The organism is Cohaesibacter marisflavi (assembly GCF_963665895.2).
GTDB classification, from domain to species: domain Bacteria; phylum Pseudomonadota; class Alphaproteobacteria; order Rhizobiales; family Cohaesibacteraceae; genus Cohaesibacter; species Cohaesibacter marisflavi.
The window spans coordinates 2,817,877-2,840,866 of sequence record NZ_OY762534.1 but is presented as its reverse complement, the minus strand read 5'-3'; the positions used below and the strand labels follow the sequence as shown (position 1 = coordinate 2,840,866).

Sequence of the window (22,990 nt, the reverse complement as noted above, 5' to 3'; positions counted from 1 at the left end):
CGTGCCGCGAGACCGTAAATTTACGGCCAATTCCGCAGAATATTACCACTGTAACTATTAACAATATATATAGCTGAATTAGAGTGCCTTATAGAGCGGCTATATATTCAGCCACGCCTCGATAACGTCGATAAAGGAATCTGCGAATTTTCGTTGTTTTGAACTGCCGACACCGTGAATGAGCAAAAAATCAGGGCGGGTCGTTGGCTTGTGGATGGCCATTTCGGCCAGCGTCTTGTCCGTGAAAATCACATAGGCGGGCACTTTATGCTCGCGAGCCAAGTCCGAGCGGGCGGCACGGAGTGCTTCATAGAGATCCTTGTCCGCCGCATCCAGCTCCGGCAGGCTGGATTTGGTGCGCTTGGGCCGACTGAGCTCACTTGGTGCCATGACGTCGGTGCGATAGGAAAAGCGGATGTCCCCCTTTTTCAGCGCTTCCGATTTGGCGGTCAGTTTGAGAGCCCCATGGCCCTGAATGTCGAGCCTGAGCATATTGGCTGCCACCATCTGACGCAGAATGGCGCGCCAGTCTTCCTTGGATGTGCCTTTGCCGGAGCCATGGCAGGGAAGCGTATGGTGATTATATTTCTTGATCTTCTCATGGGTGAGCCCACGCAGAATGTCGATCAGCTGCACTGCGCCGAATATCTCGCCCGTCTGCTCGGCTACATCGATAAGGCTTAGTGCTTCAGCCGTGCCTTCTTTCAGTTCGGGTGGGTCAAGGCAGACGTCGCAATTGTTGCAGGGCTCAATCGTCTCGCCGAAATAGGACAGCAGCGATTGCCGACGACAGGTTGGCGCTTCACAATAGGCGATCAGCGCATCAAGTCGCTTGTGCTCGCGGGCGAGATGATCCTCGTCGCCCCCTTCGTTGTCGATGAAACTGCGGCGCATGCGGATATCATCAAGCCCATAAAGCATCATGGCCTCGGAGGGTTCGCCATCGCGGCCTGCACGCCCGATCTCCTGGGAATAGGCTTCCATATTCGAAGGCAGATTGGTGTGAAACACATAGCGTACATCGGGCTTGTCGATACCCATGCCAAAGGCGATGGTGGCCACCATCACGGTTCCTGATTCCCGCATGAACAGGGCCTGATGAGCGGCCCGTATGCTGCTATCCATGCCCGCATGATAGGCAAAGGCCTTGATGCCGTGCTCCTTTAGAAACTCGGCAGCTTCCTCGGTCTTGCGGCGCGAGAGGCAATAGACGATGCCTGATTGCTCGGCCCGTGCCTCGACAAATTCCAGCAATTGCTTTTTCCAGTCCTTGCGGAGCTGAACCGACAGGCGGATGTTGGGGCGATCGAAACCGGAAACAATGACCTTGCCGTCGCGCTGGCCATCAAGCGTGCGCGGGAAGAGTTTTTCGGCGATGTCTTCGCGCGTCGCTTCGTCAGCCGTTGCCGTAAGGGCCGCAATGGGCGCTCCGGGGAAGAAATCCGTCAGCCGTGTCAGCCCTTCATAATCAGGGCGGAAACTTGGCCCCCAGCGCGAAATGCAGTGGGCTTCATCAATCGCGATTAGGCGGATAGGCAGCTTGGCAAGTGCCGCAAGCATGCGTTCGGTCATCAGCCGTTCCGGCGCAATATAGAGCAGGCTCACCTCACCGGCAGCCACGCGTCGCCAGACGGAGACATTCTCTTCGCGCGAGCGGGAACTGTTGATGCTGTCAGCTGCGATGCCCAGAAGCTTGAGCGCCATCACCTGATCTTCCATCAGGGCTACCAGAGGCGAGATGACCAGCGTCAGGCCACCAAACAGCAGGGCAGGGATCTGGAAGCAGACACTCTTGCCCATCCCCGTCGGCATGACTGCAAGCGTGCTTTTGCCTTCCAGCAGGCTATCGATCACTTCGGCTTGTCTGCCACGAAACTGGTCGTAACCATAAACGGTCTTGAGCATCTCCAGCGCGCGCTCGCCCGGACTGGCTTCGCTATCCATAGGCATGGCCTGTGTCGCAGCAATAAGGTCTTGCTCAAGCGGTTCGACATCACTGGCGAGAAGAGGCTGGGCTGGAGGAGGCATAAAGGCGCTGAATTTTCAGTTGAAGAAAGGGTTAACGGGACCGTATCTGATTTGCAGCGCTTTGGTAAACCGAATTGTTGCGCTTGCCGCGATGCTGTGAAGAGCGTTCCTCATAAAGGGGAGGGGGCGAGCCCCTCAACCCGGTTTCTCTGTCCTATTCCTCAAGAGCCCGCACCAGATAGGGCAGGCAGACATCCATGCGATAATCGATGGAGGAATGGTTGTCGGGGAATTCCTCATAAACGTGGTCAACGCCAGCGGCTTCCAGCTTGCTGTGCAAGCGGCGGGCGCCGTAAAGCAGATTATACTGGTCAACATAGCCACATTCGAGCCAAAGGCCCTTCATGGACTTGAGATTGGCAATCACCGCGGGCTGATCGGCCAGAACCACAGGATCCCATTCCAGCCAGTTTGCCCAGCGCTCTTGGATGAGAGAGCAATCATGCATATTGACCGGCAGCCGGATGCCGAAATAGGAGTCCGGATCAGGATCATAGCTAGCAGCCATGGCGAGTGTCATCAAAGCATGGATGTCCTTACCGTCATATTTCGGACCTTCTTCAAATTCGGTCAGGAACCGCTCGATGGAATTGTTCTTCTTGGCCAGCGCGCGCAGCAGGTTCGGCATATCGGGCAGATAGCAAAGCTCGAAGGCCATATCGCCGGAGAGGCAGGCCGCAGCCGACCAGAAATCGGCATGTTTCATGGCATGAAGGATAGAGCCATAGCCGCCGGATGATTTGCCAAACAGTCCGCGCTTGCCCGATCCACCACAGCCGATCTGTGTTTCGATGGCCGGTGTCATGTCTTCGATCAGGAAATCTTCCCAATTGCCCAAAGCTGCGGAATTGACATACTGATTGCCGCCAAGCCGGGTGAAGCAATCGGGGAATGCCACCACGGCAGGGGGCATCTCTCCTGAAGCGATGAGCCGATCCAGCCGTTCGGGCACATTCTCGCCGAAATTCTTCCAGTTCACATGCGCAGGTCCACCAGCAGTGAAGCCGACGAGATCGACCAGCAAGGGCAATCCCGCTCCATCATGGCCATGGGGCGTGTAGATGATAACCTCGCGTTCGCAGCTATCTCCCAGCAGATTGTTTTCCAGTGCTTTGGAAGAAACAGTGATGGTTTGCAGGGTGCCTTTTGGCGTTGAGGGATCGCGGCGCATGGAAAAAGGTCTCCGTTTGAAATGGCTGCCAAGTTTTGGAAAAATTGCCATATTGGATGGCTTTATACCAGAGCTAACCTTGGCATGGGGCAAACGGCTGCGTGTTGAAGATAGGCCGTGGTCGGTTTTCTCCCAATGATGCGGATCATGTATCAGTTGATAGAGCGCGCGCCAGGCCGCCGGTGTCATCAAAAGCCAATAGAGGGGCATTTCCAATATGGCCCGCCAGCCAAAGCCATAGCGTTTGCCCGCCCATATGCGCCCCAGCACCATGACGCCGCCATACCCCAGTACCAGATTGATGCTGTTAATGGCCAGCAAGACAAAAAACAGCGAGCCGTTCTGGCTGCCATAGAGGGCCAGATTCCAAGCGGATATGCCAAATGTCAAAAAATAGAGCGGATGCACAAGCGTCGACAAAAGCATGCTGCCGATCATGATATGGAACGAGAAAAATCGGTCGCTGCCCAATTTTCTATAAAGATAGCAAGGCCGGCGCATATGCACGATCCATGTCTGCATCCAGCCCTTGAACCAGCGTGTCCTTTGCTTGAGCCAGACAGCGTAGCTTTCCGGCGCTTCCTCCCATGTGTCGCTTCTGATGGTCTCGATGTCATAGCCTAAGCGGGAAAGGCGCAAGCCAAGATCGGCATCTTCCGTCACATTATAGGGGTCCCAGCCGCCGATCTGCTTCAACACGCGGGTTTTGAAATGGTTTGACGTGCCCCCCAGCGGCACCACCAGCCGGTCAAAGGCCAGAAAGGGCAGAAGACCATCAAAGAGCGCTGAATATTCCACGGCAAACTGACGCGTCAAAAAGTTGGTGCGCGCATTGTCAACGGCCAATTGGGCTTGCAGACAGGCAAGGGAAGGGCGCCCGCTTAACATATGCAGCGCAGCGATTTTCAACTGGTGCGGGTCCGGCCTGTCTTCTGCGTCATAAATGACAGTGAGATCGGATTGCACAAAGGAGAGTGCATAATTGAGCGCCTTGGGCTTGGTTTGTGGTCCGCCTTTGGGAATATCAACCAGTTCGATAAAGGCAGGTAACGTGATCTTGGCAAGTGCTGCTCTGGTTTCCTCGTCCTCTTCTTCCAGCAGGAGATAACAGGTGAGACGGTCGCGCGGATAATCCAACCGGCAGAGCGACTGGATCAAATCCGGAACCACGCGTCCCTCCCGAAAGAGTGGCACAAAAACCGAGTAGCTTGGCCAGTCTGAAGACGCTTCGGTTTTCTTGGTGGTATTAAGCAGAGAGATAACGCGGCTTGCCTGCGTTGTGCGGGTGTGGGGCAAGCGGAAAACGGATATGAGCCGCAAGATACTCATTGTCAGGAAGATCATGATGGTAATCAGATTGATCCCGATGCCAATGGACGAGAAGACAAGGCTGCTGCCGATCAGGGCGATAAGAGTAATTGCGAGATAATAGGAATGGAATGGCTTGAACTTGCCGTGCGCGGACAGATCCGGCATTGTCTGCTTGAGTCGGAACACATGATGGTCCATCGCCGCTTTTGAGGCGGAGGCTCGCTGCAGGCGCCGCAATTGTCGCGGAGTGGTTATCCGCACGCGTTGCCTGAATTGCGGGTCCAGTGCCATTTTCTCAGCCAGAGCGTCAAGCTCTTTGCCATGGGGTGCGCACAGATAGAGGCTGTCGGCCACAGGAGGCGCGTGATCCAGCTTGGCAAATGGCCTGATCAAGATCCACGATAGATCACGCAGTTTCTCTAGCGGCCAGTTATCAGGCAGGGGGTAGAGGCCAGAAGTGGATGGCTGCGCGACAAAGGGAACCCCCAGTCTCTTTGCCGCGCATGCAAAATAAAGTGTTTCATCCAGTTTGCCCTCCCGTGTCCAGCGCTCGATCAGAGGATCGCCCGTTTGCGCGGCACTCTTGAGGGCCTGTTGCAGGGAGGGACTTTTGAAAACCTGTAAGGAATCCAGAATAGAAAGATGAAACGGCAAAAGGGATGAAAACTCGGCTTCAGAAGATAGACCGGGTTGAACGGATTTTGCGGACTGTGGTGTTTCCCGCCATTCTCTGCCATGCTCATCATAGGCGACGGCGGCTTGGTCTAAAGCCGCTGCTTCAAGAGCTGCCGGATCTGGGGCTTTGTTCAGAAAGTTCATGACAAAGGTGGATCAATAATTTTATATCAAATAGATGTCGAAAAATAATCTGTTTAGACTAGATCAAAAAGAGTGATCAATGGATTGTGCAACCGTATTAAATCCACTGTTAATTGTTAAAATTGTACGTAATGCGAGCATTTGCCGCATGCAGACAGGTGGAGTTGCAACCCAAGACCGGCTTTCGCAGGGGGGTGGGCTGAGCTGGACATTCTTTTTGGCGGTGCTCTCTGCCTTTTGTCTTTTTCTATTGGCCGTGACGGATGGTCTGGCTCAGACGCTCACAGAAGAGGGCCAGAGCGAGGTCGTCGTTGAACAACCAACGAATGTGGAAGCAACCCGCTCGCCCCGGTCTGGTGAGGGCGATGAGCCTGTAACCAGCGAGGATTGGGCCAAGGCAGATTTTTATGGCTTCATCGATATTCACCAGCGCCTGCGTCAACCCAGCGAGACGGTGATGGACAATGGTCTGCGCCTTCTTACCGCGCCGGACTTCCCACCCTTCAACTACCGCAACAAAGCAGGTGCTCCTGTGGGCTATCATGTGGAGTTGGCACGCGCTTTTTGTGAGCAGCTCAACATCGCCTGCACCATGAAGGTGGTGCCGTTTGATGCCATTCCTGAACTGCTGGCAAGCGATGAGGCGGACGCAGCGCTTGCCGGTCTGGTGCGCCATCCGGAATTACAGGGCAGGGTCACTTTCTCAAATGTGTTCCTGAAGCGGCCCGGCCGTTTTCTGCTTCTCAAAGACGATGGGGTGTCGACGGATAAGGACGCCCTGCAAGGAAAACCGGTCGCCGTTATCGGTGGCTCTGCGCATGAGGCCTTTTTGCGCGCCTATTTCGATGGGGTCAATCGAGTGCCAGTCAACGATCTGCATGCAGCGCGTGAGCTGTTGGAAGAAGGCAAGGTGGTGGCGATCTTCGGCGATGCGTTCCAGCTTCTGCCCATTGCCACTCAGCGCAATGGTATCTTCAGCTTTGCCGGTGAGCCTTATTATGACGATCATTTCTTCGGCGATGGCATGGCCTTCGCCTACAAGGCTGGCCGGACAGATATCGGCAATCTGCTCAATTTCGGCCTTCAAAAGCTCGCCCAGAGCGGACGTCTGGCCGAACTCTATGCGCGGCACTTCGCCTTTGATGTTTACGCTTCCTATTGAGACTGGCTATTGAGGCTGGCTATTGAGGCTGGCTCATCAGCTAAGCACCAAGCTTGATTTAGCGGCGGAAGAAGGGGAGCAGTAGCGACCAGAAAAACTGGTTTGGCTTCTCGTCCTGATACGGGTCAAGACCGATGGTCATGCCCTCATGCCCGTCCTGTGGCTGGGCCACATAGGTGCGGAACATCCTGTCCCAGATGGAGAGATTGAAACCGAAATTGGAGTGGGTTTCCCGTGGCCGGTTGGAATGATGCACCCGATGCATATCCGGGGTGACCACCAGCAGCCGCAACAGCCGATCCACTTTTTCGGGGAGGCGCACATTGGCGTGATTGAACAGCGCCGCCGCATTGAGCACCACTTCAAACAGGAACACGGCAATTGCCGGCGCGCCAAATACCAACACCCAAACAATCTTGTAGAGAAGCGACAAGAGGATCTCGATTGGATGAAAGCGCAAGGCTGTCGAAACATCGATATCCCGGTCGACATGATGCACCTTGTGCAGTTTCCAGAATATCGGAATTCGGTGTGAGAGCAGATGCTGCAGCCAGATGGCAAAATCAAGAATAAGAAAGGCAATGAGAATGGAGAGCCAGGCAGGCAGCGAAACCCAGTTCAGAAGCCCCCACCCCTGATCGGCAGCATAGATGGCCACGCCGATGGGCAGGATCGGCATGACAAGGCGCGTCACCACGCTATCGAGAATGACAATCCCCCAGTTTGTCACCCAGCGCCGCCCCTGCCCCATGGTGCGATCCCGCTTGGGCAGGGCCCATTCGGCCAGTGCCATGATAACAAAGACAGACAGGAATACCCCAAGGCGCAGGCTGCTTTCGCCAAGCCCGAAAAGGGAAAAGAGATCATTATTCTCCATCTTGCACCTTCAAATGCTACCCGCCTTGCCATAGGTCTTGCTGTCGGCTCGGGACATAGTTTCGCTTTTCTGCATCTATAGCCAGAAGCAGAGCTTAGCGCAAATTGCAAGTTGGTCGTAGCCTCTCACTTTGTCGTGACGCCAAAAGCGCTCCTGCACAAGCGGGAGGATCTGCAGATTCCCTTTGCCTTTTGCAATGAAACTGATAGAAAGCCCCTCACGCCACCCGAACCAAAGATGATTGCACCATGTCCAGTCCCGCACCGATCACCGCTGACAGCCCATTTGATTTTCTCATCAACGAGCCGGAAGGAACCCCGCGCGCGGTTCTGATGCTGGCCCATGGCGCAGGCGCTCCGATGGATTCTTCCTTCATGGAGCGGATCGCGGCCATGCTCACCGAGAATGGCATTGTCGTTGTGCGGTTTGAGTTTTCCTACATGGCTCGCCGCCGCGTCGATGGCAAACGCCGCCCGGCAGGTCGTGCAGAACGCTGGACGCACCATTATTTCCGCGCCGTGGAAGAATTGCTGCAGGGCGAGAGTTGGAACAGCGCTTGGGATGGTTTGCCATTGCTGATCGGTGGCAAGAGCATGGGCGGCCGCGTGGCGGCGATGCTCGCCTGCGATGAAGATCTCGATCTGGCGGTCAAGGGCGTTGTGGTTCTGGGCTATCCCTTCCATCCGATCGGAAAATCCGAGCCGGAAAACTGGCGCCTTGAGCCTCTTGAAAAGAGCCTGCTGCCGGTGTTGATCTGTCAGGGTGAGCGCGATGATTTCGGCTGGTGGGATGAAGTGGATGCCATTGAGCTTCCCCCACAAGTGACCCTCGAATGGATCGCCAATGGCAGCCACGATCTCGGTCCGACCGGGAAATCCGAAGCGACCATGAAGAGCAACATGCAGCATGCCGCCCGCCTTGCGGCAGACTTCGCGGCCAATCCGCCGATTCTGGAAATGGATTTCGGCCCGGATCAGCCGATTGACGATTTTGATGATGAGGATGACGACGACGAGGCGTAAAGCCCAAGGCGTGAATTAATCGCTCTACTTATACTGGGTGAGATAATAGTCTTCCCAATCGCTCTTGGGCACGATGGTGCCCACCGCGAAGGCAAGATTGAGCACCGTGCTCTGATCATCAGACAGCTCGCAGTCGAATTTCACGCGGTGCCAATTGTCGTGGCTCCAGAAAACAGCCCCGTCCGCGATCATGTGGTTGCCCTCATAGCGCACCTCTTCAAAGGTGTAGGTGACCATGCGTTCGGGCTTATAGGCATCGCTCCAGGCGGCGATCTGCTCAAGGGCTTCCAGCGAGCAGAGCTGCTCGCGCTGTTCATCACCGGTGAGATTGCGATAGTCGTGGAGGGCCTCTTCGTTGCCCGTTCGCGCGAGAACTTTCCCAGAATAAATCTGGCTGGAGCGGATCATTCCGTCGTCCGGTGCCCTTGCTTCCGGACTGGCTTCGGGCTCGGGTGGAATTTCCTCGATAGGCTCCGAGGTGGCGATCGGCTCGGCTGGTGCATTTTGAGCTACAGTTGGTGGTGGTGGCGGTGGCGGAGGGGACGCGATGATCTCTACCGCAATCGGGTCTTCAGGGGGCAGAGATGGCAGTAGCTTGGGAGCGATGGTCATGAGCGCAAACAGGAAGAGCCCGTGCAGGAGAAGGGAGGCAACAACGCCTCCATAGCCGGGATTCTCGGGTCTGTTTGGCTCACATGGTCGCATGGTCCGGCTCGCTGAAGAAGGACGTTCTCCGCAAGGTAAGCCAGAGCGGTGTGGCAATGTCCACGGCTCTTTCCCTCATGGAAAAACGTATCGGTGTGCCTTTACAATCCACCTGTGGCAACAGCATGGCCTTATGCGTCAAATGGCAGGTCTCCTTGCGGATCAGAGCGGTCTGCATCGCCTAGATCCTTCTCGGCCCAGTGCTTGCGACAAAGGGAAACATAGCTTTCCTCTCCGCCAATCACCACCTGATCGCCTTCATCGATGATCTTGCCGTCATGGTCGATACGCACCACCATGGACGCCTTGCGTCCACACCAGCAGATGGTGCGCGCCTCGCGCAGTTCGTCAGCCCATGCCAGAAGGCATTTCGAACCGGGGAACAGATTGCCCTGAAAATCGGTCCTGAGACCGTAACACATGACAGGGATGCGCAAGCTATCGGCCACCCGGCAGAGCTGCCAGACCTGATCTTCCGACAGGAACTGCGCCTCATCGAAAAAGATGCAGTCCGGCTTTTTCTCGCCCGTTTCCACGTTGAACTGCTTTGAAATATGGTCGAACAGATCCGTTTCCAGCGTGAACACGAAGGCCTCGGCCCCAAGCCCGATACGTGAGGAAATCTCACCCACCTTGGTGCGATTGTCGAGCGCTGCGGTATAAAGCAAGGTTCGCATGCCCCGTTCGACATAGTTATAGGATGCCTGCAACAGCAAGGTGGACTTGCCTGCATTCATTGCCGAATAGGTGAAATAGAGCTTGGCCATGCGGGAATCGTCTTTTCGCAAACAAATGGGATTGTCTGTTGCTAAATCCGCTTGTGCCAATATGCAAGGGTGCTGCTCATCCCGCAACGCGATATGTGGATGAGGCGGCATGAGGCAGGCATGAGGAAGGGTAGGGGCAGAGCGTATGCTGGTTCCGGGCGGAAAAGGAGACGGTTGAAGAAATTACGCTTTCGGATCAAAGGCCCGTTCCGGCTGTTTGGGCAGGACTCGCTCCACATAGGTCTGCATCTTTGTGGCCATTTCATCCTGATCGCCCAGCAGGCTGTCCGGATCAATCGGCTCACCAAAGGTGATATGGAACTTGGCGCCATACTTATTCTGCAGCTCGCGTATCGACTGGATATCCCGCAATTCTGTCGAAATCTGGCTGAGGGCATAAAAGGCGAGCGAGTTGCGTGCCCTTATATGCCCCGGAATAATGGGGATCTTGTGCTTTTTGGCCATACGCAGAAAGCTCGAATTCCATGGCCGCTCCTTGAGGCGCACACCATTCCAGTAGGAAAGCCGCCCCGAGGGAAAGATACCCACGCAGCGATCATCCCGAAAGGCCTGAGCCGCGATCGACATCGTGCGCCGCATGGCCGAGCGGTCGCGCAGATTGGGCCGCCATTCGACGGGGATCATCAGATCGGCAGCGTTGGGATTGATCGAAAGCAGATCGGCAAAGACAAACAGGGCTAGATCCTGCCGTACATGGCGCACCTGATCAAACAGTGCCAGTCCATCGGGTAGGCCCGTGGGATGGTTGGTGGCTACCAGGCATCCCCCATTTTGGGGCAGTTTTTCCAAGCCGGTCGTCGTCACCCGAGGCTGCATCAAATCCAGCATGGCTTCGGCCATCTCATAGCCGGATTCATTATAGCGCCAGCCGGAGACCAGCCTGCAGAGATTGTCGTAGCGTACGGCCTTGCGGATCAATGGCGCATAGGCCTTGCCGAAGCGACCGGTTACCAGATGGCGGGCGCGGACTTCGATATACCAGTCCACCAACTCCCTCACATCGTCAGAGATATGGGGCGTGCGTTCCATTTGGCGGCGGGTTTGGCGGTCTGCAAGGGAAGACTGGGCCTTGCTCACCCTGTCATATATGACGCGCATGGACTTCTGTGTCATAGTTTCCCCCATAGCTCATCGTTCCCTTGATACGCTTTTGCGCATCTCTGCTCACCATTTCAGGTCTTGTCAGAGGCCAACCATAAAATGGACAAATCTGTCATCATCAAGGCTGATTGAATTTATCAAGCTTGCAACAAATAGATGACATGCAGGCCAAATTGGCGCCAGATGAACAAAGGTAGTGCCAAAAAGGCCCAGTTATTCAGATCTAATCCAAACAAATGTCGGATAGTGAGCCCGAACGTATCTGGCACCATATCTGGCAAGATAGGGAGCCATCACGCCGCTCGCGCAGAGGCTTGCTGGCGGGCGGAGTGATGTGACCTGTGCCGCAAGGGCCTTCTAGATGCGGCGATAGCGAACGCGAGCGCTGTGTTCGATGGCACCGACATGCAACCGGTCAAGCTCCAGTTCATCGCGCAGCAGCAGCAGAAACTGCAATTCATCCTGCTCTACCTGCAAGTCGGCCGCAGCCACTTCGATGGCCAGCGCATAGGCTGTCTCGCGCAGTTTGATCGGCAGGCTGGCACGGACAACCTTGAGGACGAGATCGACACCGCCCTCGGCAAGCAGGTCCGAGCAATCGCGAGAAACCGTCACGAGGCGTTCATGGTCGAAATCCGAGAAAACAGGCAGCGTCTGCACTTCTTCTCCGATTTTCATGAGTTCTGAGTCCGTCATGGTCCGGTCCGCAGCAGATGTGGACACCATCACATAGATCAGGGCTTCTTCCGGCGAGACGATCTTGGTCATTCTTCTTTTCCTGTTTCGGGCGCAAAAGTTGCGCAAAAGGGCACAGTTGCCCGACTTTTCATCAAGTCATTTGAACTTATGCATCAAAGACGTTCGGATCAAGCTCTGCTTCTGGCCTTTCTTGCGGGATGGGGGCATATGAGCGGGCTTTCATCCCAGCCAATAGCAAACTCCATTGGGAATGGCTGGGTGCGAGGCCAAAAAGTCCCTTTTCTTGGGCTTGTCTATCAGCTAGAACAGCGCTGACGGCCTGCCCGGACGGCGGGCCGTCAGCTGTTTATTGTCGTAACTTCATCTGGCCGCATGGGATGCTGCCAATCTGGGATCTGGCAGAATGCTTGCCGTTGGTGGCGCCTGCCTGATTATCAAGGACACTCAAGGAACCTGACTATGACTTCGCAAACCGCCCTTCCGCTCGCGCTCTCCGATGACCTCGTCGAAGCAGCTGCAACGTCCAAGGCCTGGCCGTTTGAAGAGGCGCGAAAGCTGGTCAAACGGTATCAGAAGTCTGGCATGCCCGATGAGGTGCTGTTCGAAACCGGCTACGGCCCTTCTGGTCTGCCCCATATTGGCACCTTCGGTGAAGTGGCTCGCACGTCCATGGTCCGTACGGCCTTCCGCGCCCTCACCAAGGATGAAGTGAAGACCCGTATGCTGTGCTTCTCTGATGATATGGACGGTTTCCGCAAGGTGCCGACCAATCTGCCCAATCAGGAGATGCTGGCCCAGCATTTGGGCCTGCCGCTTACGCAAGTGCCAGATCCATTCGGCACTCATGAAGGCTTCGCCCAGCATAACAATGCCCGTCTGTGCAATTTCCTTGATCAGTTCGGCTTCGACTATGAGTTCGCGTCCTCGACCGACTATTATACCTCCGGCCGGTTCGATGAGACCCTTTTGAAAATGCTGGACGTCTATGACAAGGTCATGGACATTATCCTGCCGACGCTGGGCAAGGAACGTCAGGCGACCTATTCGCCCTTCCTGCCGGTTTGCCCGCGCACCGGCAAGGTGCTGCAAGTGCCAATGATTGAGCGGAATGTCTCCAAGGGCACCGTGGTCTATGTGGACCCGGAAACCAATGAGAAAGTGGAAGTGCCGGTCACCGGTGGTGCCGTCAAATGCCAGTGGAAGGCCGACTGGGCCATGCGCTGGGCAGCCCTTGATGTTGCCTATGAAATGAGCGGCAAGGATCTGATCGACAGCGTCAAGCTCTCCACCAAGATTTGCCGCGCCCTTGGCAAGCCGCAGCCGGAAAGCCTGTCCTACGAGCTGTTCCTTGACGATGAGGGCGCCAAGATTTCCAAATCCAAGGGCAATGGCCTCACCATTGAGGAATGGCTGACCTATGCCTCGCCGGAAAGCCTGTCGCTTTATATGTATCAGAAGCCCAAGACGGCCAAGAAGCTCTATTTCGATGTGATCCCGAAGGCGGTGGACGAGTATTTCACCTTCCTTGGCAATATCGAAAAGGAAGATCTGCCCAAGCAGCTCAACAACCCGACATGGCATATTCACTCTGGCAATCCGCCAAAAGCCAATATGCCCATCAGCTTTGCTCTGTTGCTCAATCTGGTTAGCGCAGCCAACGCTCAGGACAAGGATGTCCTGTGGGGCTTCATCTCGCGCTATGTGCCCGGCGCCAACGCCGAAACCCATCCAAAACTGGATGAACTGGTCGGCTATGCCATCCGCTATTTCGAGGATTTCGTCAAACCCAAGAAGGTGTTCCGCGCAGCAACCGAGATGGAAGCAACCGCCATGCAGGATCTGGCAACCCGCCTTGCCGGCATGACCGATGTAACCGACGCCGAAGAGTTGCAGACGGAAGTCTTCGCGGTGGGCAATTCCTACGAGTTTGGCAATTTGCGCGACTGGTTCAAGGCGCTCTATCAGGTTCTGCTGGGGCAGGATCAGGGCCCGCGCTTTGGCTCCTTCATCGCCCTTTACGGGGTTGAGAATACCATCGCCCTGATTGAAAAAGGTTTGAAGGGCGAATTGCTGAACGTGTAATCAGCCCTCATTCACCGTGATCGGGAGCCAAATAGATGAAAACCGGCAGCAAGAGACAGAGACGCCTTCTTCTGCCGGTTTTTCTTATGGCTGTGTGGGCTGTGCTGGCTTACGCCAGCAGTTATGCCCTCCCGACTGGGGTGCCTGAAGCACTGGCTGAAGACAGCCATGTGCCGCTTGAACCCATTGATTGTCCCGCCGAGGCCTCTGAAGGGCAGGACGTGGTCTGCTTCCTCTTCCATGTGCCGTCTGACTGGAATGACATAGCCAATCGCCCCATGGAATTGCCGGTCATGCGCTTTGCCCCGTTGGGGCCGGAGGCGAGCAAGCCGCCGCTGCTCATATTGGCTGGCGGGCCGGGGCAATCGGCCATCACCCTTCAGAAAAACATCGTCAAGAATCTCCAATATCTGCGTGAGGACCGTGAGATCATTCTTATGGATCAGCGCGGCACCGGTCCTCTGGCTGAAGATATGCTGTGCCCTGAGGCGCTGGGCGAGGGAGAAGCCATCGATGTTGATGCACTGGTTGCCTGCGTCAAAACCGCAGATGCCGACGGAGTGCGGCTTTCCGATTATCGCACGGCCTTTGCTGTCGAGGATTATCGAGCCCTGCGCTATGCGCTCAGAATAGGCAAATGGGCCATCATCGCCAGCTCCTATGGCGCGCGGGTAGCACAAGGGCTGGTGCGTCGGGATAATGAGGGCATTGACCGTATCCTCTTCAACGGTCCGCTCTTTCTGGCAACCCGCCTGTTTGACTGGAAGCCGGAAGGAAAAATAGACGATCTCATCGACGCATGTAACGAAGATGATGACTGCCGGAATGCCTTTCCAGATCTCTATTGGGACTATCAGCGCCTTCCCTTTGCCATGCGCAAGGTGAAGCTGGCTGAAGATGCGGTTTACCCAGCAGAAGCTCAGCCCTATTTCTATCAGAACAGGCTCAACGCCCTTCTAGCGCGCAACAAGGCCGCGCTCGTTCCTGCTGATATTGCCGCCACAGTGACCAGCGTCGACAAGGCTCTGGCGGAGGATGCCATCTGGACGCCACCTGATCCGTTGCCTCAATCCATGAAGCGCATCAGCCTGTTGATGCATTTCGCGGTTGCTTGCGCCGAAGAGATTGCACCGCTTGCCGACCAGTCGGAGATCGATTTTCAGCAACCTCTGACCATGCGATTTTACCGCAAGGCCTGTGACCGCATCGCGGAGGTGACATCTCACACGGTAAAACTTGAAAAAGGATGGGACAAGGCGAGCAAAACGGCGCGCCCAACGCTCATTCTGAATGGTGCGTTCGACACCATCGTTTATCCGGATGCCGTCGCAGACAGCTTGCCATTCTTCACCGACGCCTCATGGGTGACTTTGCCGTTTGGTGGCCATGATGTGCTTAGCGTCAATCCGTGCGCCCGAACGCTGGCGGGTGCGTTCCTTGCTGGCACCGAGCCTGAAAAGCTGGATACCGCCTGCGCTCAGAATGCGGATCTCTCATTTCTGCTGACCCCGCAACTGGCCAGAAAATAGCGCCTTGCCTATTGGGCGCATCATGACTGCTGGCTAGCTCCCACAACGCAGAATTAGCGCATTTCAAAGCCGGGCGGGAGCGGCAACTCCTTTTCCTCTTCCGGCTCGGAAGGGGGCGTCATGATGGACAGCGCACCGGCATTGGCTCCGGCCAACAGATCCGGCGCGGTAATCGGCCCGATATCCTGTGACTGGGCATTAAGCGAGGAAGAAAGCGCGTCGGCTTCCTTCTGCCTCGCCATGATGTCGCTGCCGCTTGCGGTGGCCTTGGTGGCGAACAGGCCGCGCTTGGCCTGTTTGGCTTCAAAATATTCGTCCTGATAATAGCCCTCTTCGGGTATGGCCCAACCAAGGCGCACAATATAGCTGGCCAGGTCGGTCACATTGACCGGCGGCTCCCCTGCCTTGAACTGCTTGATGCCCGGCCCCAGATAGCAGGTCGCGCTATCCGACCCCTCTTTGGCTTTCTCGTCATTGGTGGCCCCGTCTGCCCCGATCCAGTCACAGCGTACAGAGCGGGCGCGGATGAAGCGTTTGAGCGCCGTGGCACCCAGCTTGTCGCATTTGGCCGCCCTGCCAGCCATCCAGCATTCTTTCGCGCTATCGGAAGCCTGAAGATGGGCGAGATTGACATCCACCTCGCGATATTTGCTGACCATCAAGGTGAGCTTGGTGGGCGCTTGCACGGCAACCCGTCGGAAAATCTCCGGCAGAGGTTCCGGTTCTGGCTCGGGCGGAAGAGGCATGCCTTGCTCGCGCTCGAGGGGAGCGGCCTGATAATAAGGGGAAAGCGCAAAGCCCGGTGTCACATTGCGCTTGGGTGGAGCCACAAGCTTGCCGGCCTGCGGTCCCTGCAACAACACTTGCATGTTGGATGAGGCTTCATCGTCAGACTTGGCGTCACGGGGCGGGGCGGTCTGTTGCTGTCCGGTTTGGGGTCTCTTCGCGGTCTCGGACGCGCTTTGTTCGTCTGCCTTCTTGCGCTCTTGCGTTGAGAGATAGGCATCCTGCGGCGCGGAAGGGGAGCCCTGCCAATACCAGAAAAGATAAAAGACCAGAGCCGTCAACGCAAAGGCTGAGCCGACCAGCATGACATTGCCCAGAAGCCTGTCCAGCCATGAACGCTCGGGAGCCGGTTGCCGAGCGGCATAGTGATCGTCCGCCGGTGTGCCAATTGTTCGCCTTTTTCTGCCCATGACCTGACTATACTCAACACCCTGGTTTTAACTCGGCTTGTTGCCGCGCCTGCAAAGGAGAGCCTCGAACGCAGACATGGGGAGAATATAACCTCAAAAACAGAGAATTAAAGGCAGCAGTTCTGACAAGGGTCTTTTCCCTTGCCACGCATGCTCAAACCCTGCTGGGAGTCATTGGCTGGCCCAAAGGATTTTGGCCAAGCGTACCTTATTGTCGTCTGTCACTGGCAGCGCAGATTGGGCTTGGTCCAGAGGGGCGAGATAAAATGCCCCGTCATGATCGGCAGATATATCACCCACGATGATACTGCTTTCCTGTTCGTCACAACAGAAGAAGACCACGCGATCTCCCTCTGTAATCGGACAACAAAGGCCCAGCAGAAGGGATGCTCCCTCCTTGTAGAAAGGAGTGAAGCGGTCGTCCTCGACTTTGAACAGGAAGACCCGCTCATCTGGTGATAACGCCACATTTTCTGGGGCTGTTTGCGGGGGATCTCCTTGCAGGGAGGAGATCCTATCAAGGGAGGGAGTATGGCGCATGTGAGCGCTGTCACCCCAACAAAATTGGGAAGGAAGGGGAACGGCATGATTAAGAACAGGGATCTCCGCTGCCGCGGTTTGATCAAGGATGTTCTGATAGGACCAGACGACACACCGTCGCTCGCCGAGCAATTCCACGAAAAAGGATTCCACTGACACCTGTGTTGCATACAGAATGCGGGCGATCGACTCTGTGGATGGCCAGCGGGGACGCCCATTGGGCTGGAACCGCTTGGAGCGGTTGAATATGCTGGCATCCAACCCCGCCATACGAGCCAGGGAGGTGGTTGATACCCCCTCCCTGGCCGCTAGCGCATCTATGGCTTGCCATAGGCGTTTGTGAGATAGCATTGGTGATTCTCAATAAACTCATATGAATGCTTAAACCATAGGGGGAAAAATAATTAATACAATCAATAGTTGTGTTTTGCACAAGGTAATCGGATCTGTTGTTGACAATCCCGCATCCAGACAGAATGCCGTTAAGCCTTTTTCGCATAGCTGCGAGCGACGGGATTTTGCCACTTTCAACCTGGGCGACCGGCTGCTATTAGAAATCCGACGAGTTCGCCTTCAGATATCTGCCAGCAATAAGGGGCGCGAGGCGGTGGCGAGCGGAGCGGACGACCTTTCTCGGAGCATGTTGCCCTATGGCAAAACGGATCTATAAACTGGTTACCAAAGACCAATGGAACGAGGCAAAGGCCAAGGGTGTCTTCGAAGGGGCGCCTGTCGACCTGGCCGATGGCTTCATTCATTTTTCGACCGCAGAGCAGGTGGAAGAGACTGCCAGAAAGCATTTCAAGGGCATTGATGATCTTCTGCTGCTTGGTGTTTCCGTTGAGAAGCTGGAGCGCTGTGCCGGTCCGGTGACATGGGAACCTTCGCGTGGTGGCGCCCTGTTCCCGCATCTATATCACTCCATGCCCCTGGAGGCCGTAAGCGAAGAGAGCGTTTTGCCCATGACGCCTGACGGACATCATCGCTTCCCACAGTTGCAAGAAGAATAGAACAAGAGCAAACGACCATGTCTAACCCCTTTCTCGATACGCTGGCGCGCAAGGCCCTCTTCACCCTGAACCCCGAGCTGGCTCACAAGATAAGCATTCAGTTGCTCAAGACAGGGCTCGTGCGTGGCCCCAGATTGCCGGACGACCCTGCGCTGAAAATCAAGCTTTGGGATCTGGAATTTCCCAACCCGTTGGGGATGGCTGCTGGGTTTGACAAAAATGCCGAGGTACCTGATGCAACCCTCGCTCTCGGTTTTGGTGCAACGGAAATCGGCACCATCACGCCGCTCCCGCAAGGAGGAAATCCCAAGCCGCGTCTCTTTCGTCTGATCGAGGACGATGCGGTCATCAATCGCATGGGCTTCAATAATGAGGGGCATGCTGCAGCCCATGCGCGATTGGCTGCGCGCAAGGCCAAAAATGGCATTATCGGTGTGAATGTGGGCGCCAACAAGGACAGCAAGGATCGTATGCAGGATTATGTGAAGGGCATCGCCGCCTTTGCGGATCTGGCGTCTTTCTTCACAATCAATATTTCTTCGCCCAACACGCCGGGGTTGCGCGACTTGCAGGCGCGGGAAGCGCTGGACACTCTGCTGGCCCGCGTTCTGGAAGAACGCAACACCCAGACCAAATGGGTCGGCCGCTCGGTTCCGGTTCTGCTGAAGATCGCGCCGGATGTGGATGAATTCGGCCTTGATGATATTTGCGCGGTGGCTGTCGCCCGTGGCGTTGATGGCATGGTGGTTTCCAACACCACCCTCGACCGACCCAATCATCTCGCCTGCCAGAAGCAATTGTCAGAAGCCGGTGGGCTATCCGGTAAACCGCTGTTTGACAAGTCGACCATCGCATTGGCCAAAACCCGCAAGCGCGTCGGGCCGACCATGCCTCTGGTGGGCGTTGGCGGCATCACGGACGCCATCTCCGCTATCGAGAAGATCCGGGCTGGTGCCAATCTTGTGCAATTCTACACCTCCATGGTCTATGGCGGTGTTTCCATGGTCAGCCTTATGGTGATGGAAATGTCGGCCATCCTTGCCGAACGTGGTGTTTCACATCTGGATCAAATCCGCGGCGAAAGCTGCGATGACTGGGCCAAGCATCCGTTGGCCTGAAGATTAGGGGAATAATCATGAGCACAACCATCTGGCACAATCCGCGCTGCTCGAAATCGCGTGAGACTCTGTCTCTCATCGAAGAAAAAGGCGAACAGCCAACCATTCGCAAATACCTCGAAGATGCGCCAAGCATCGAGGAAATTCGGGACATTCTGGAGCTCTTGGGCATTGAACCGCGTGCGCTGATGCGCACCAAGGAGGCGCTCTACAAGGAGCTGGGCCTTGCCGATGTGGCCGATGATGAAACGCTGATCAAGGCGATGGCGGACAATCCCAAGCTAATCGAACGCCCGGTTGTGATCAAGAATGGCAAGGCGCGTCTGGGCCGTCCGCCAGAAGCCGTGCTTGAGATTCTCTAAGCTTGCCAGGGTGCCCCTCCTTTTGAGGGGCCGTAGCCTGAAGCCGCAAAGAAATGAGCCAAACCAAAAGGGGGCGCATGGAGTGCGGCCCCGTTTTCGTATCAGGACGGTGCTTAAGGGCGCCTCATTTTCAAGAAAAGGTGCGCGCCATCCGCCGGGGTAGCATCAGACCAAGGCTGATACCGCGCGCCGCCAGAAAGCACATAAGTCCCAGCCACAGCCCGTGATTGCCCAGATGGGGCATTGCCACATATTGCACAACGAAGAAAACGCTGGTGGCAAGAATGGACACATTGCGCATGGTCGACGACCATGTCGCGCCGACATAGATGCCATCCAACTGGAAGGCAAAAGTTGCAATGAAGGGCGTGAGGGCAGCCCAGAATAGATAGACCCTTGCCAACTCGCGCACGGCAGGCGCCGTGGTCAGCGCATCGATGATCATTGGGCCAAGCAGTAGCATGATCAGGCTGAGGCCGATGCCAAGGCCCAATCCCCAGACGAGGGTCAGCTTGACGGTGCGCTCGAAGGCCGGACGATAACGAGCACCGATGGCCCGCCCACCCAGCTGTTCGGCGGCCGTGGCGATGCCATCCAGAAAGAAGCCGCCGAACATGAAGAATTTCATCAGCAGTTCGTTGGCGGCCAGAATTGCGTCGGTCTGGCGGGCGCTCAACGCAGTGAATAGGGTGAAAGTAAACAGCATCACCATGGATCGAATGAAGATGTCGCTGTTCACCGCCAGAAAACGGGCAAAGGCTTCTTTATGGAAAAGCCTTGGCAGTGGCACCCGCCAATCGGCCCGCAGATGGTGGGCCATGATGCCAAGCCCGACAAACGTTGCCACAGCCTCTGCGGCAACCGAGCCAAAGGCCGCTCCGGCAACACCCAGATCAAGCCCGAGCACGAACCAGACCGTCAAAATGACATTGATGCTGTTTTGAAGGATCAGCAAGGCCATCCCCTTGCGTGATTTGCCGAGGCCGAAAAGCCAGCCGAAAATGGCAAAGTTGCCCAAGCTGAAGGGCATCGCAAAAAGCCGGATGAGCAGATAGGTTTGCGCCGCTTCATTCACCGCGTCAGATCCGCCCATTGCCGCCAGCGCCCAAGGGGTGACCAATGGGCCAATGACAATCGTCATCAGGCCAAGCAAGAGTGCAATCATCAAAGCGCGATAGGCGACGGCTCGCTGGGAGATCGTGTCTCCTGCTCCGAGCGCCTGCGCGGTGAGCCCTGTGGTTCCCATGCGCAGAAAATTGAACGAGGAGGCCACGATGTCAAACAGCGATGAGCCGATGGCGATGCCGCCCATCAGGGAAGCGCTCCCCAATTGTCCGATGACCGCCATGTCGACGATCCCCACCAAAGGCACCGTGATAAGCCCAAGGGTCATGGGCACAGCAATCCCCAGAACCAGCTTATGGGTGACGGAAAAAGAGCGCTTGTTCTCTGAAGGCGCAATGTCCATTGAAAGCAATCCAGTGAGGCCGGAATGACCGGAAGAGATAGGAAGGGACTACGTCAGGCGTAGCTCGGAGCCTTCTTCCTCTAGCATCGCTCGCCAAGCAAGGAAAGCGCAAAGATACCCCTTGCGTCAGCAGGAAGAGGCCACGCCGGACGCAAACAGAAGAAAAAGAAGACGACTGAAGGATTGGATCTGACACGGAAGGCATTGGGCAAGGCCATAAAAACAATCAACCGCCGCACGGGGACCATTCGCGCGACGGTTGATTTGCAGTGTCAAATCTCAGGTACTACCAATAAAAGGTACTGGGGACGGACCGGAGACAGGCACTCTGGCTAGAGAGTTGGTTTGACCGGAGAAACCACCTCTCATTCAATCCCGAAACGCTGCCTGAAAGATCAGTCAGCTTCCTGTGTTTCAGGATCATTGCTGTTGAGTTGAGTATTGCTCAGCCACCTTGTCATGTCATCTTAAACATATGTAATGTCTTGGAAAGGTTTGCCAAGTGGAACGACAAGAGGGGAGGCAAAGGGGCTTGTCAGTCGTCCCGGCGGCCAACCTTGAGAAGGCGCATGATCAACCAGATAGGGAAGACGATCAGCGCGCCAAGCAGGAAATATTCCACCGCCCAATGCACTGCATCAAAGCCCATATAATAAATATGCTGTACAAGACTCGTAAGATACGTAAGCACCTGCCGAGGATGGAGGTTGAGTGCGCTGAGCACAATGCCGACCACGACGGAAAGGCCGATCAACCGTAAGATCACAGGGCCGGGCGAGCCGCCGAAAAAGCGCGAAAGTTTCGAATCGGTCACAATGTTTCTCCCTGTATTCTGAAACCGGCATGATTGACAATTCTTCCAAGGGTATCCGTTCCCGCAAGGACATCATAAATGAGCATGTAGTCAACTTGGAAGGTGGCATCAACCTTTGATTAAGCATATAGCTTGAATTCGGGCGATAAGAGGGCGTATATATGCGTACAAACTACCGCTATACGGGTGTAATTTCCTCTCTCAAGAGTCATAAGGCTGAGCACAGACATCAGCATGAGATCGTTCCGCATCTTTGGAGCGCGCTGAAGAGCAGGGGCACTGGGCACAATGATGAGTGAAGAGTATCTGGATAGCTTTTGCCGCTATCTTGGAAGGATCAAAACCACACGCCACATGTTGCTTGTCGCTGGACTGTTTGCTGCCGTTTGCAGTCTGCTCTCCTTGTTCAGCACGCATTTCATTTTGGTGTTTGTTGGCTCGCCCATTGAGCCTCTGGTCAAATTCTTGTCTTACATCCTGCCATTCTCTCTGGTTTTTGCGTCCAGTTTTCTGCTCATTCGTGGCTTTTCTGCTGTGCATACCAAAAACGAATATCTCTGGGAGATTGCCGAGCGGGATGATTTGACCCGACTGGTCAACCGAGCCGGTTTCCTGCGCAGGGGGCGAAATCTTGCCATGAAAGCTGAACGCGACATGTCTTCCTTGTCCATGATCATGTTCGATGTCGATCATTTCAAGACAATCAATGACACGCGCGGGCATTCCGCTGGCGATATGGCCCTCAGGCATCTGTCGGACCTTTTGCGCCAGATCTGCCGCGATGGCGATGTGGTTGCCCGTTGGGGCGGGGAAGAGTTTGCGATCATCTTGCCCAATGCCAACGCCCAGGGTGCGACCATCTGGGGGGAACGCTTGCGTGAGAAGATCGCCAAGACGCCATTCATCTGGAAAGACAGGGCCATGTGCCTGACCATCAGCGCCGGTGTGACAGAATGGACGCATGAGGGCGATAGTCTGGAAGCCATGGTCGAGCGCGCAGACAAAGGGCTCTATCTGGCCAAGGCCGCCGGGCGCAATCGGGTCCATCTTCTGCGAAACCATCTGGAGACCGTGCCTGCTTTCGAACAGGATGTCATGTTTAGTGATGAACAGGGTACTCCGGGACATGTCGCGTAAAGCAAACGGATAGACAACGCCCGGCCTCTGTCCCATAGTCTTTATATGATT

Annotated in this window: 19 protein-coding genes; 8 read left to right on the top strand and 11 right to left on the bottom strand. The window is 55.7% G+C overall.

Translation table 11 applies throughout. The features are described from left to right. Positions 1 to 99 precede the first annotated feature (99 nt). On the bottom strand, positions 100 to 2,028 hold the full coding sequence (recQ, locus tag ACKPCT_RS13920) for a DNA helicase RecQ (protein ID WP_244544607.1): 1,929 nt from the start codon (positions 2,026 to 2,028) through the stop codon (positions 100 to 102). A 154-nt stretch (positions 2,029 to 2,182) separates the two neighbouring features. Next, a complete protein-coding gene (locus ACKPCT_RS13915) occupies positions 2,183 to 5,329 on the bottom strand; it encodes a glycosyltransferase (RefSeq protein ID WP_319567179.1) in 3,147 nt (1,048 codons plus the stop codon). 148 nt (positions 5,330 to 5,477) lie between these two features. Here ACKPCT_RS13915 and ACKPCT_RS13910 point away from each other — a divergent pair, with 148 nt between their 5' ends. Next, positions 5,478 to 6,491 (top strand): transporter substrate-binding domain-containing protein, encoded by a 1,014-nt coding sequence (locus tag ACKPCT_RS13910; RefSeq protein WP_319567178.1) that lies wholly within the window; start codon positions 5,478 to 5,480, stop codon positions 6,489 to 6,491. A 58-nt stretch (positions 6,492 to 6,549) separates the two neighbouring features. Here ACKPCT_RS13910 and ACKPCT_RS13905 read toward each other — a convergent pair whose 3' ends face one another. Then, positions 6,550 to 7,368: a sterol desaturase family protein gene (locus ACKPCT_RS13905; RefSeq protein ID WP_090070008.1), complete on the bottom strand. Its 819-nt coding sequence runs from the start codon at positions 7,366 to 7,368 to the stop codon at positions 6,550 to 6,552. A 248-nt stretch (positions 7,369 to 7,616) separates the two neighbouring features. Between ACKPCT_RS13905 and ACKPCT_RS13900 the strand changes: the two genes are divergently transcribed. Beyond that, positions 7,617 to 8,390 (top strand): alpha/beta family hydrolase, encoded by a 774-nt coding sequence (locus ACKPCT_RS13900; RefSeq protein WP_319567177.1) that lies wholly within the window; start codon positions 7,617 to 7,619, stop codon positions 8,388 to 8,390. Positions 8,391 to 8,414: 24 nt separating this feature from the next. Here ACKPCT_RS13900 and ACKPCT_RS13895 read toward each other — a convergent pair whose 3' ends face one another. The 4 genes from ACKPCT_RS13895 to ACKPCT_RS13880 all read right to left on the bottom strand — a co-directional run bounded on the left by ACKPCT_RS13895 (position 8,415) and on the right by ACKPCT_RS13880 (position 11,752). After that, positions 8,415 to 9,095, bottom strand: a complete 681-nt coding sequence (locus ACKPCT_RS13895) for a DUF930 domain-containing protein (protein ID WP_319567176.1) — start codon at positions 9,093 to 9,095, stop codon at positions 8,415 to 8,417. Positions 9,096 to 9,226: 131 nt separating this feature from the next. Further along, a complete protein-coding gene (locus ACKPCT_RS13890; RefSeq protein WP_090070013.1) occupies positions 9,227 to 9,862 on the bottom strand; it encodes a thymidine kinase in 636 nt (211 codons plus the stop codon). A 183-nt stretch (positions 9,863 to 10,045) separates the two neighbouring features. After that, the gene (locus tag ACKPCT_RS13885; RefSeq protein ID WP_319567175.1) at positions 10,046 to 10,996 is read right to left on the bottom strand and encodes a 1-acyl-sn-glycerol-3-phosphate acyltransferase; all 951 of its coding nucleotides are present in this window, start codon (positions 10,994 to 10,996) and stop codon (positions 10,046 to 10,048) included. Between the two features lie 345 nt (positions 10,997 to 11,341). Further along, positions 11,342 to 11,752, bottom strand: a complete 411-nt coding sequence (locus tag ACKPCT_RS13880) for a tellurite resistance TerB family protein (protein ID WP_090070019.1) — start codon at positions 11,750 to 11,752, stop codon at positions 11,342 to 11,344. A gap of 390 nt (positions 11,753 to 12,142) precedes the next feature. Between ACKPCT_RS13880 and ACKPCT_RS13875 the strand changes: the two genes are divergently transcribed. Both ACKPCT_RS13875 and ACKPCT_RS13870 read left to right on the top strand, forming a co-directional pair. Next, entirely contained in the window at positions 12,143 to 13,765 is a 1,623-nt protein-coding gene (locus ACKPCT_RS13875) for a lysine--tRNA ligase (RefSeq protein ID WP_090070022.1), read from the top strand. Between the two features lie 35 nt (positions 13,766 to 13,800). Further along, positions 13,801 to 15,294: an alpha/beta hydrolase gene (locus tag ACKPCT_RS13870; RefSeq protein ID WP_319567174.1), complete on the top strand. Its 1,494-nt coding sequence runs from the start codon at positions 13,801 to 13,803 to the stop codon at positions 15,292 to 15,294. Between the two features lie 53 nt (positions 15,295 to 15,347). Here the strand turns inward: ACKPCT_RS13870 and ACKPCT_RS13865 are convergent, their stop codons facing one another. Further along, entirely contained in the window at positions 15,348 to 16,490 is a 1,143-nt protein-coding gene (locus ACKPCT_RS13865) for a hypothetical protein (protein WP_090070028.1), read from the bottom strand. A 171-nt stretch (positions 16,491 to 16,661) separates the two neighbouring features. Further along, positions 16,662 to 17,381, bottom strand: coding sequence for a hypothetical protein (locus tag ACKPCT_RS13860; RefSeq protein ID WP_319567173.1), 720 nt, complete (start codon positions 17,379 to 17,381; stop codon positions 16,662 to 16,664). A 299-nt stretch (positions 17,382 to 17,680) separates the two neighbouring features. Between ACKPCT_RS13860 and ACKPCT_RS13855 the strand changes: the two genes are divergently transcribed. The 3 genes from ACKPCT_RS13855 to arsC are packed head-to-tail and all read left to right on the top strand — an operon-like array spanning position 17,681 to position 19,520. Further along, positions 17,681 to 18,040, top strand: a complete 360-nt coding sequence (locus ACKPCT_RS13855; RefSeq protein ID WP_319567172.1) for a DUF952 domain-containing protein — start codon at positions 17,681 to 17,683, stop codon at positions 18,038 to 18,040. Positions 18,041 to 18,057: 17 nt separating this feature from the next. Continuing rightward, positions 18,058 to 19,158, top strand: a complete 1,101-nt coding sequence (locus ACKPCT_RS13850) for a quinone-dependent dihydroorotate dehydrogenase (protein WP_090070038.1) — start codon at positions 18,058 to 18,060, stop codon at positions 19,156 to 19,158. Between the two features lie 17 nt (positions 19,159 to 19,175). Beyond that, positions 19,176 to 19,520 (top strand): arsenate reductase (glutaredoxin), encoded by a 345-nt coding sequence (gene arsC, locus ACKPCT_RS13845; protein ID WP_090070041.1) that lies wholly within the window; start codon positions 19,176 to 19,178, stop codon positions 19,518 to 19,520. A gap of 130 nt (positions 19,521 to 19,650) precedes the next feature. On the opposite strand, the gene ACKPCT_RS13840 is transcribed toward arsC, so the two are convergent. Next, a complete protein-coding gene (locus ACKPCT_RS13840) occupies positions 19,651 to 20,988 on the bottom strand; it encodes an MATE family efflux transporter (protein WP_319567171.1) in 1,338 nt (445 codons plus the stop codon). 535 nt (positions 20,989 to 21,523) lie between these two features. Continuing rightward, on the bottom strand, positions 21,524 to 21,802 hold the full coding sequence (locus ACKPCT_RS13835) for a DUF6460 domain-containing protein (RefSeq protein WP_090070046.1): 279 nt from the start codon (positions 21,800 to 21,802) through the stop codon (positions 21,524 to 21,526). A gap of 288 nt (positions 21,803 to 22,090) precedes the next feature. Between ACKPCT_RS13835 and ACKPCT_RS13830 the strand changes: the two genes are divergently transcribed. Then, entirely contained in the window at positions 22,091 to 22,939 is an 849-nt protein-coding gene (locus tag ACKPCT_RS13830; RefSeq protein WP_090070048.1) for a GGDEF domain-containing protein, read from the top strand. Positions 22,940 to 22,990 lie beyond the last annotated feature (51 nt).

What these genes read in the sequence shown, in the direction of transcription:
- recQ (WP_244544607.1), bottom strand. Translation starts at nt 2,028, where the DNA reads ATGCCTCCTCCAGCCCAGCCTCTTCTCGCCAGTGATGTCGAACCGCTT.
- ACKPCT_RS13915 (WP_319567179.1), bottom strand. Translation starts at nt 5,329, where the DNA reads ATGAACTTTCTGAACAAAGCCCCAGATCCGGCAGCTCTTGAAGCAGCG.
- ACKPCT_RS13910 (WP_319567178.1), top strand. Translation starts at nt 5,478, where the DNA reads ATGCAGACAGGTGGAGTTGCAACCCAAGACCGGCTTTCGCAGGGGGGT.
- ACKPCT_RS13905 (WP_090070008.1), bottom strand. Translation starts at nt 7,368, where the DNA reads ATGGAGAATAATGATCTCTTTTCCCTTTTCGGGCTTGGCGAAAGCAGC.
- ACKPCT_RS13900 (WP_319567177.1), top strand. Translation starts at nt 7,617, where the DNA reads ATGTCCAGTCCCGCACCGATCACCGCTGACAGCCCATTTGATTTTCTC.
- ACKPCT_RS13895 (WP_319567176.1), bottom strand. Translation starts at nt 9,095, where the DNA reads ATGCGACCATGTGAGCCAAACAGACCCGAGAATCCCGGCTATGGAGGC.
- ACKPCT_RS13890 (WP_090070013.1), bottom strand. Translation starts at nt 9,862, where the DNA reads ATGGCCAAGCTCTATTTCACCTATTCGGCAATGAATGCAGGCAAGTCC.
- ACKPCT_RS13885 (WP_319567175.1), bottom strand. Translation starts at nt 10,996, where the DNA reads ATGACACAGAAGTCCATGCGCGTCATATATGACAGGGTGAGCAAGGCC.
- ACKPCT_RS13880 (WP_090070019.1), bottom strand. Translation starts at nt 11,752, where the DNA reads ATGACCAAGATCGTCTCGCCGGAAGAAGCCCTGATCTATGTGATGGTG.
- ACKPCT_RS13875 (WP_090070022.1), top strand. Translation starts at nt 12,143, where the DNA reads ATGACTTCGCAAACCGCCCTTCCGCTCGCGCTCTCCGATGACCTCGTC.
- ACKPCT_RS13870 (WP_319567174.1), top strand. Translation starts at nt 13,801, where the DNA reads ATGAAAACCGGCAGCAAGAGACAGAGACGCCTTCTTCTGCCGGTTTTT.
- ACKPCT_RS13865 (WP_090070028.1), bottom strand. Translation starts at nt 16,490, where the DNA reads ATGGGCAGAAAAAGGCGAACAATTGGCACACCGGCGGACGATCACTAT.
- ACKPCT_RS13860 (WP_319567173.1), bottom strand. Translation starts at nt 17,381, where the DNA reads ATGCTATCTCACAAACGCCTATGGCAAGCCATAGATGCGCTAGCGGCC.
- ACKPCT_RS13855 (WP_319567172.1), top strand. Translation starts at nt 17,681, where the DNA reads ATGGCAAAACGGATCTATAAACTGGTTACCAAAGACCAATGGAACGAG.
- ACKPCT_RS13850 (WP_090070038.1), top strand. Translation starts at nt 18,058, where the DNA reads ATGTCTAACCCCTTTCTCGATACGCTGGCGCGCAAGGCCCTCTTCACC.
- arsC (WP_090070041.1), top strand. Translation starts at nt 19,176, where the DNA reads ATGAGCACAACCATCTGGCACAATCCGCGCTGCTCGAAATCGCGTGAG.
- ACKPCT_RS13840 (WP_319567171.1), bottom strand. Translation starts at nt 20,988, where the DNA reads ATGGACATTGCGCCTTCAGAGAACAAGCGCTCTTTTTCCGTCACCCAT.
- ACKPCT_RS13830 (WP_090070048.1), top strand. Translation starts at nt 22,091, where the DNA reads ATGATGAGTGAAGAGTATCTGGATAGCTTTTGCCGCTATCTTGGAAGG.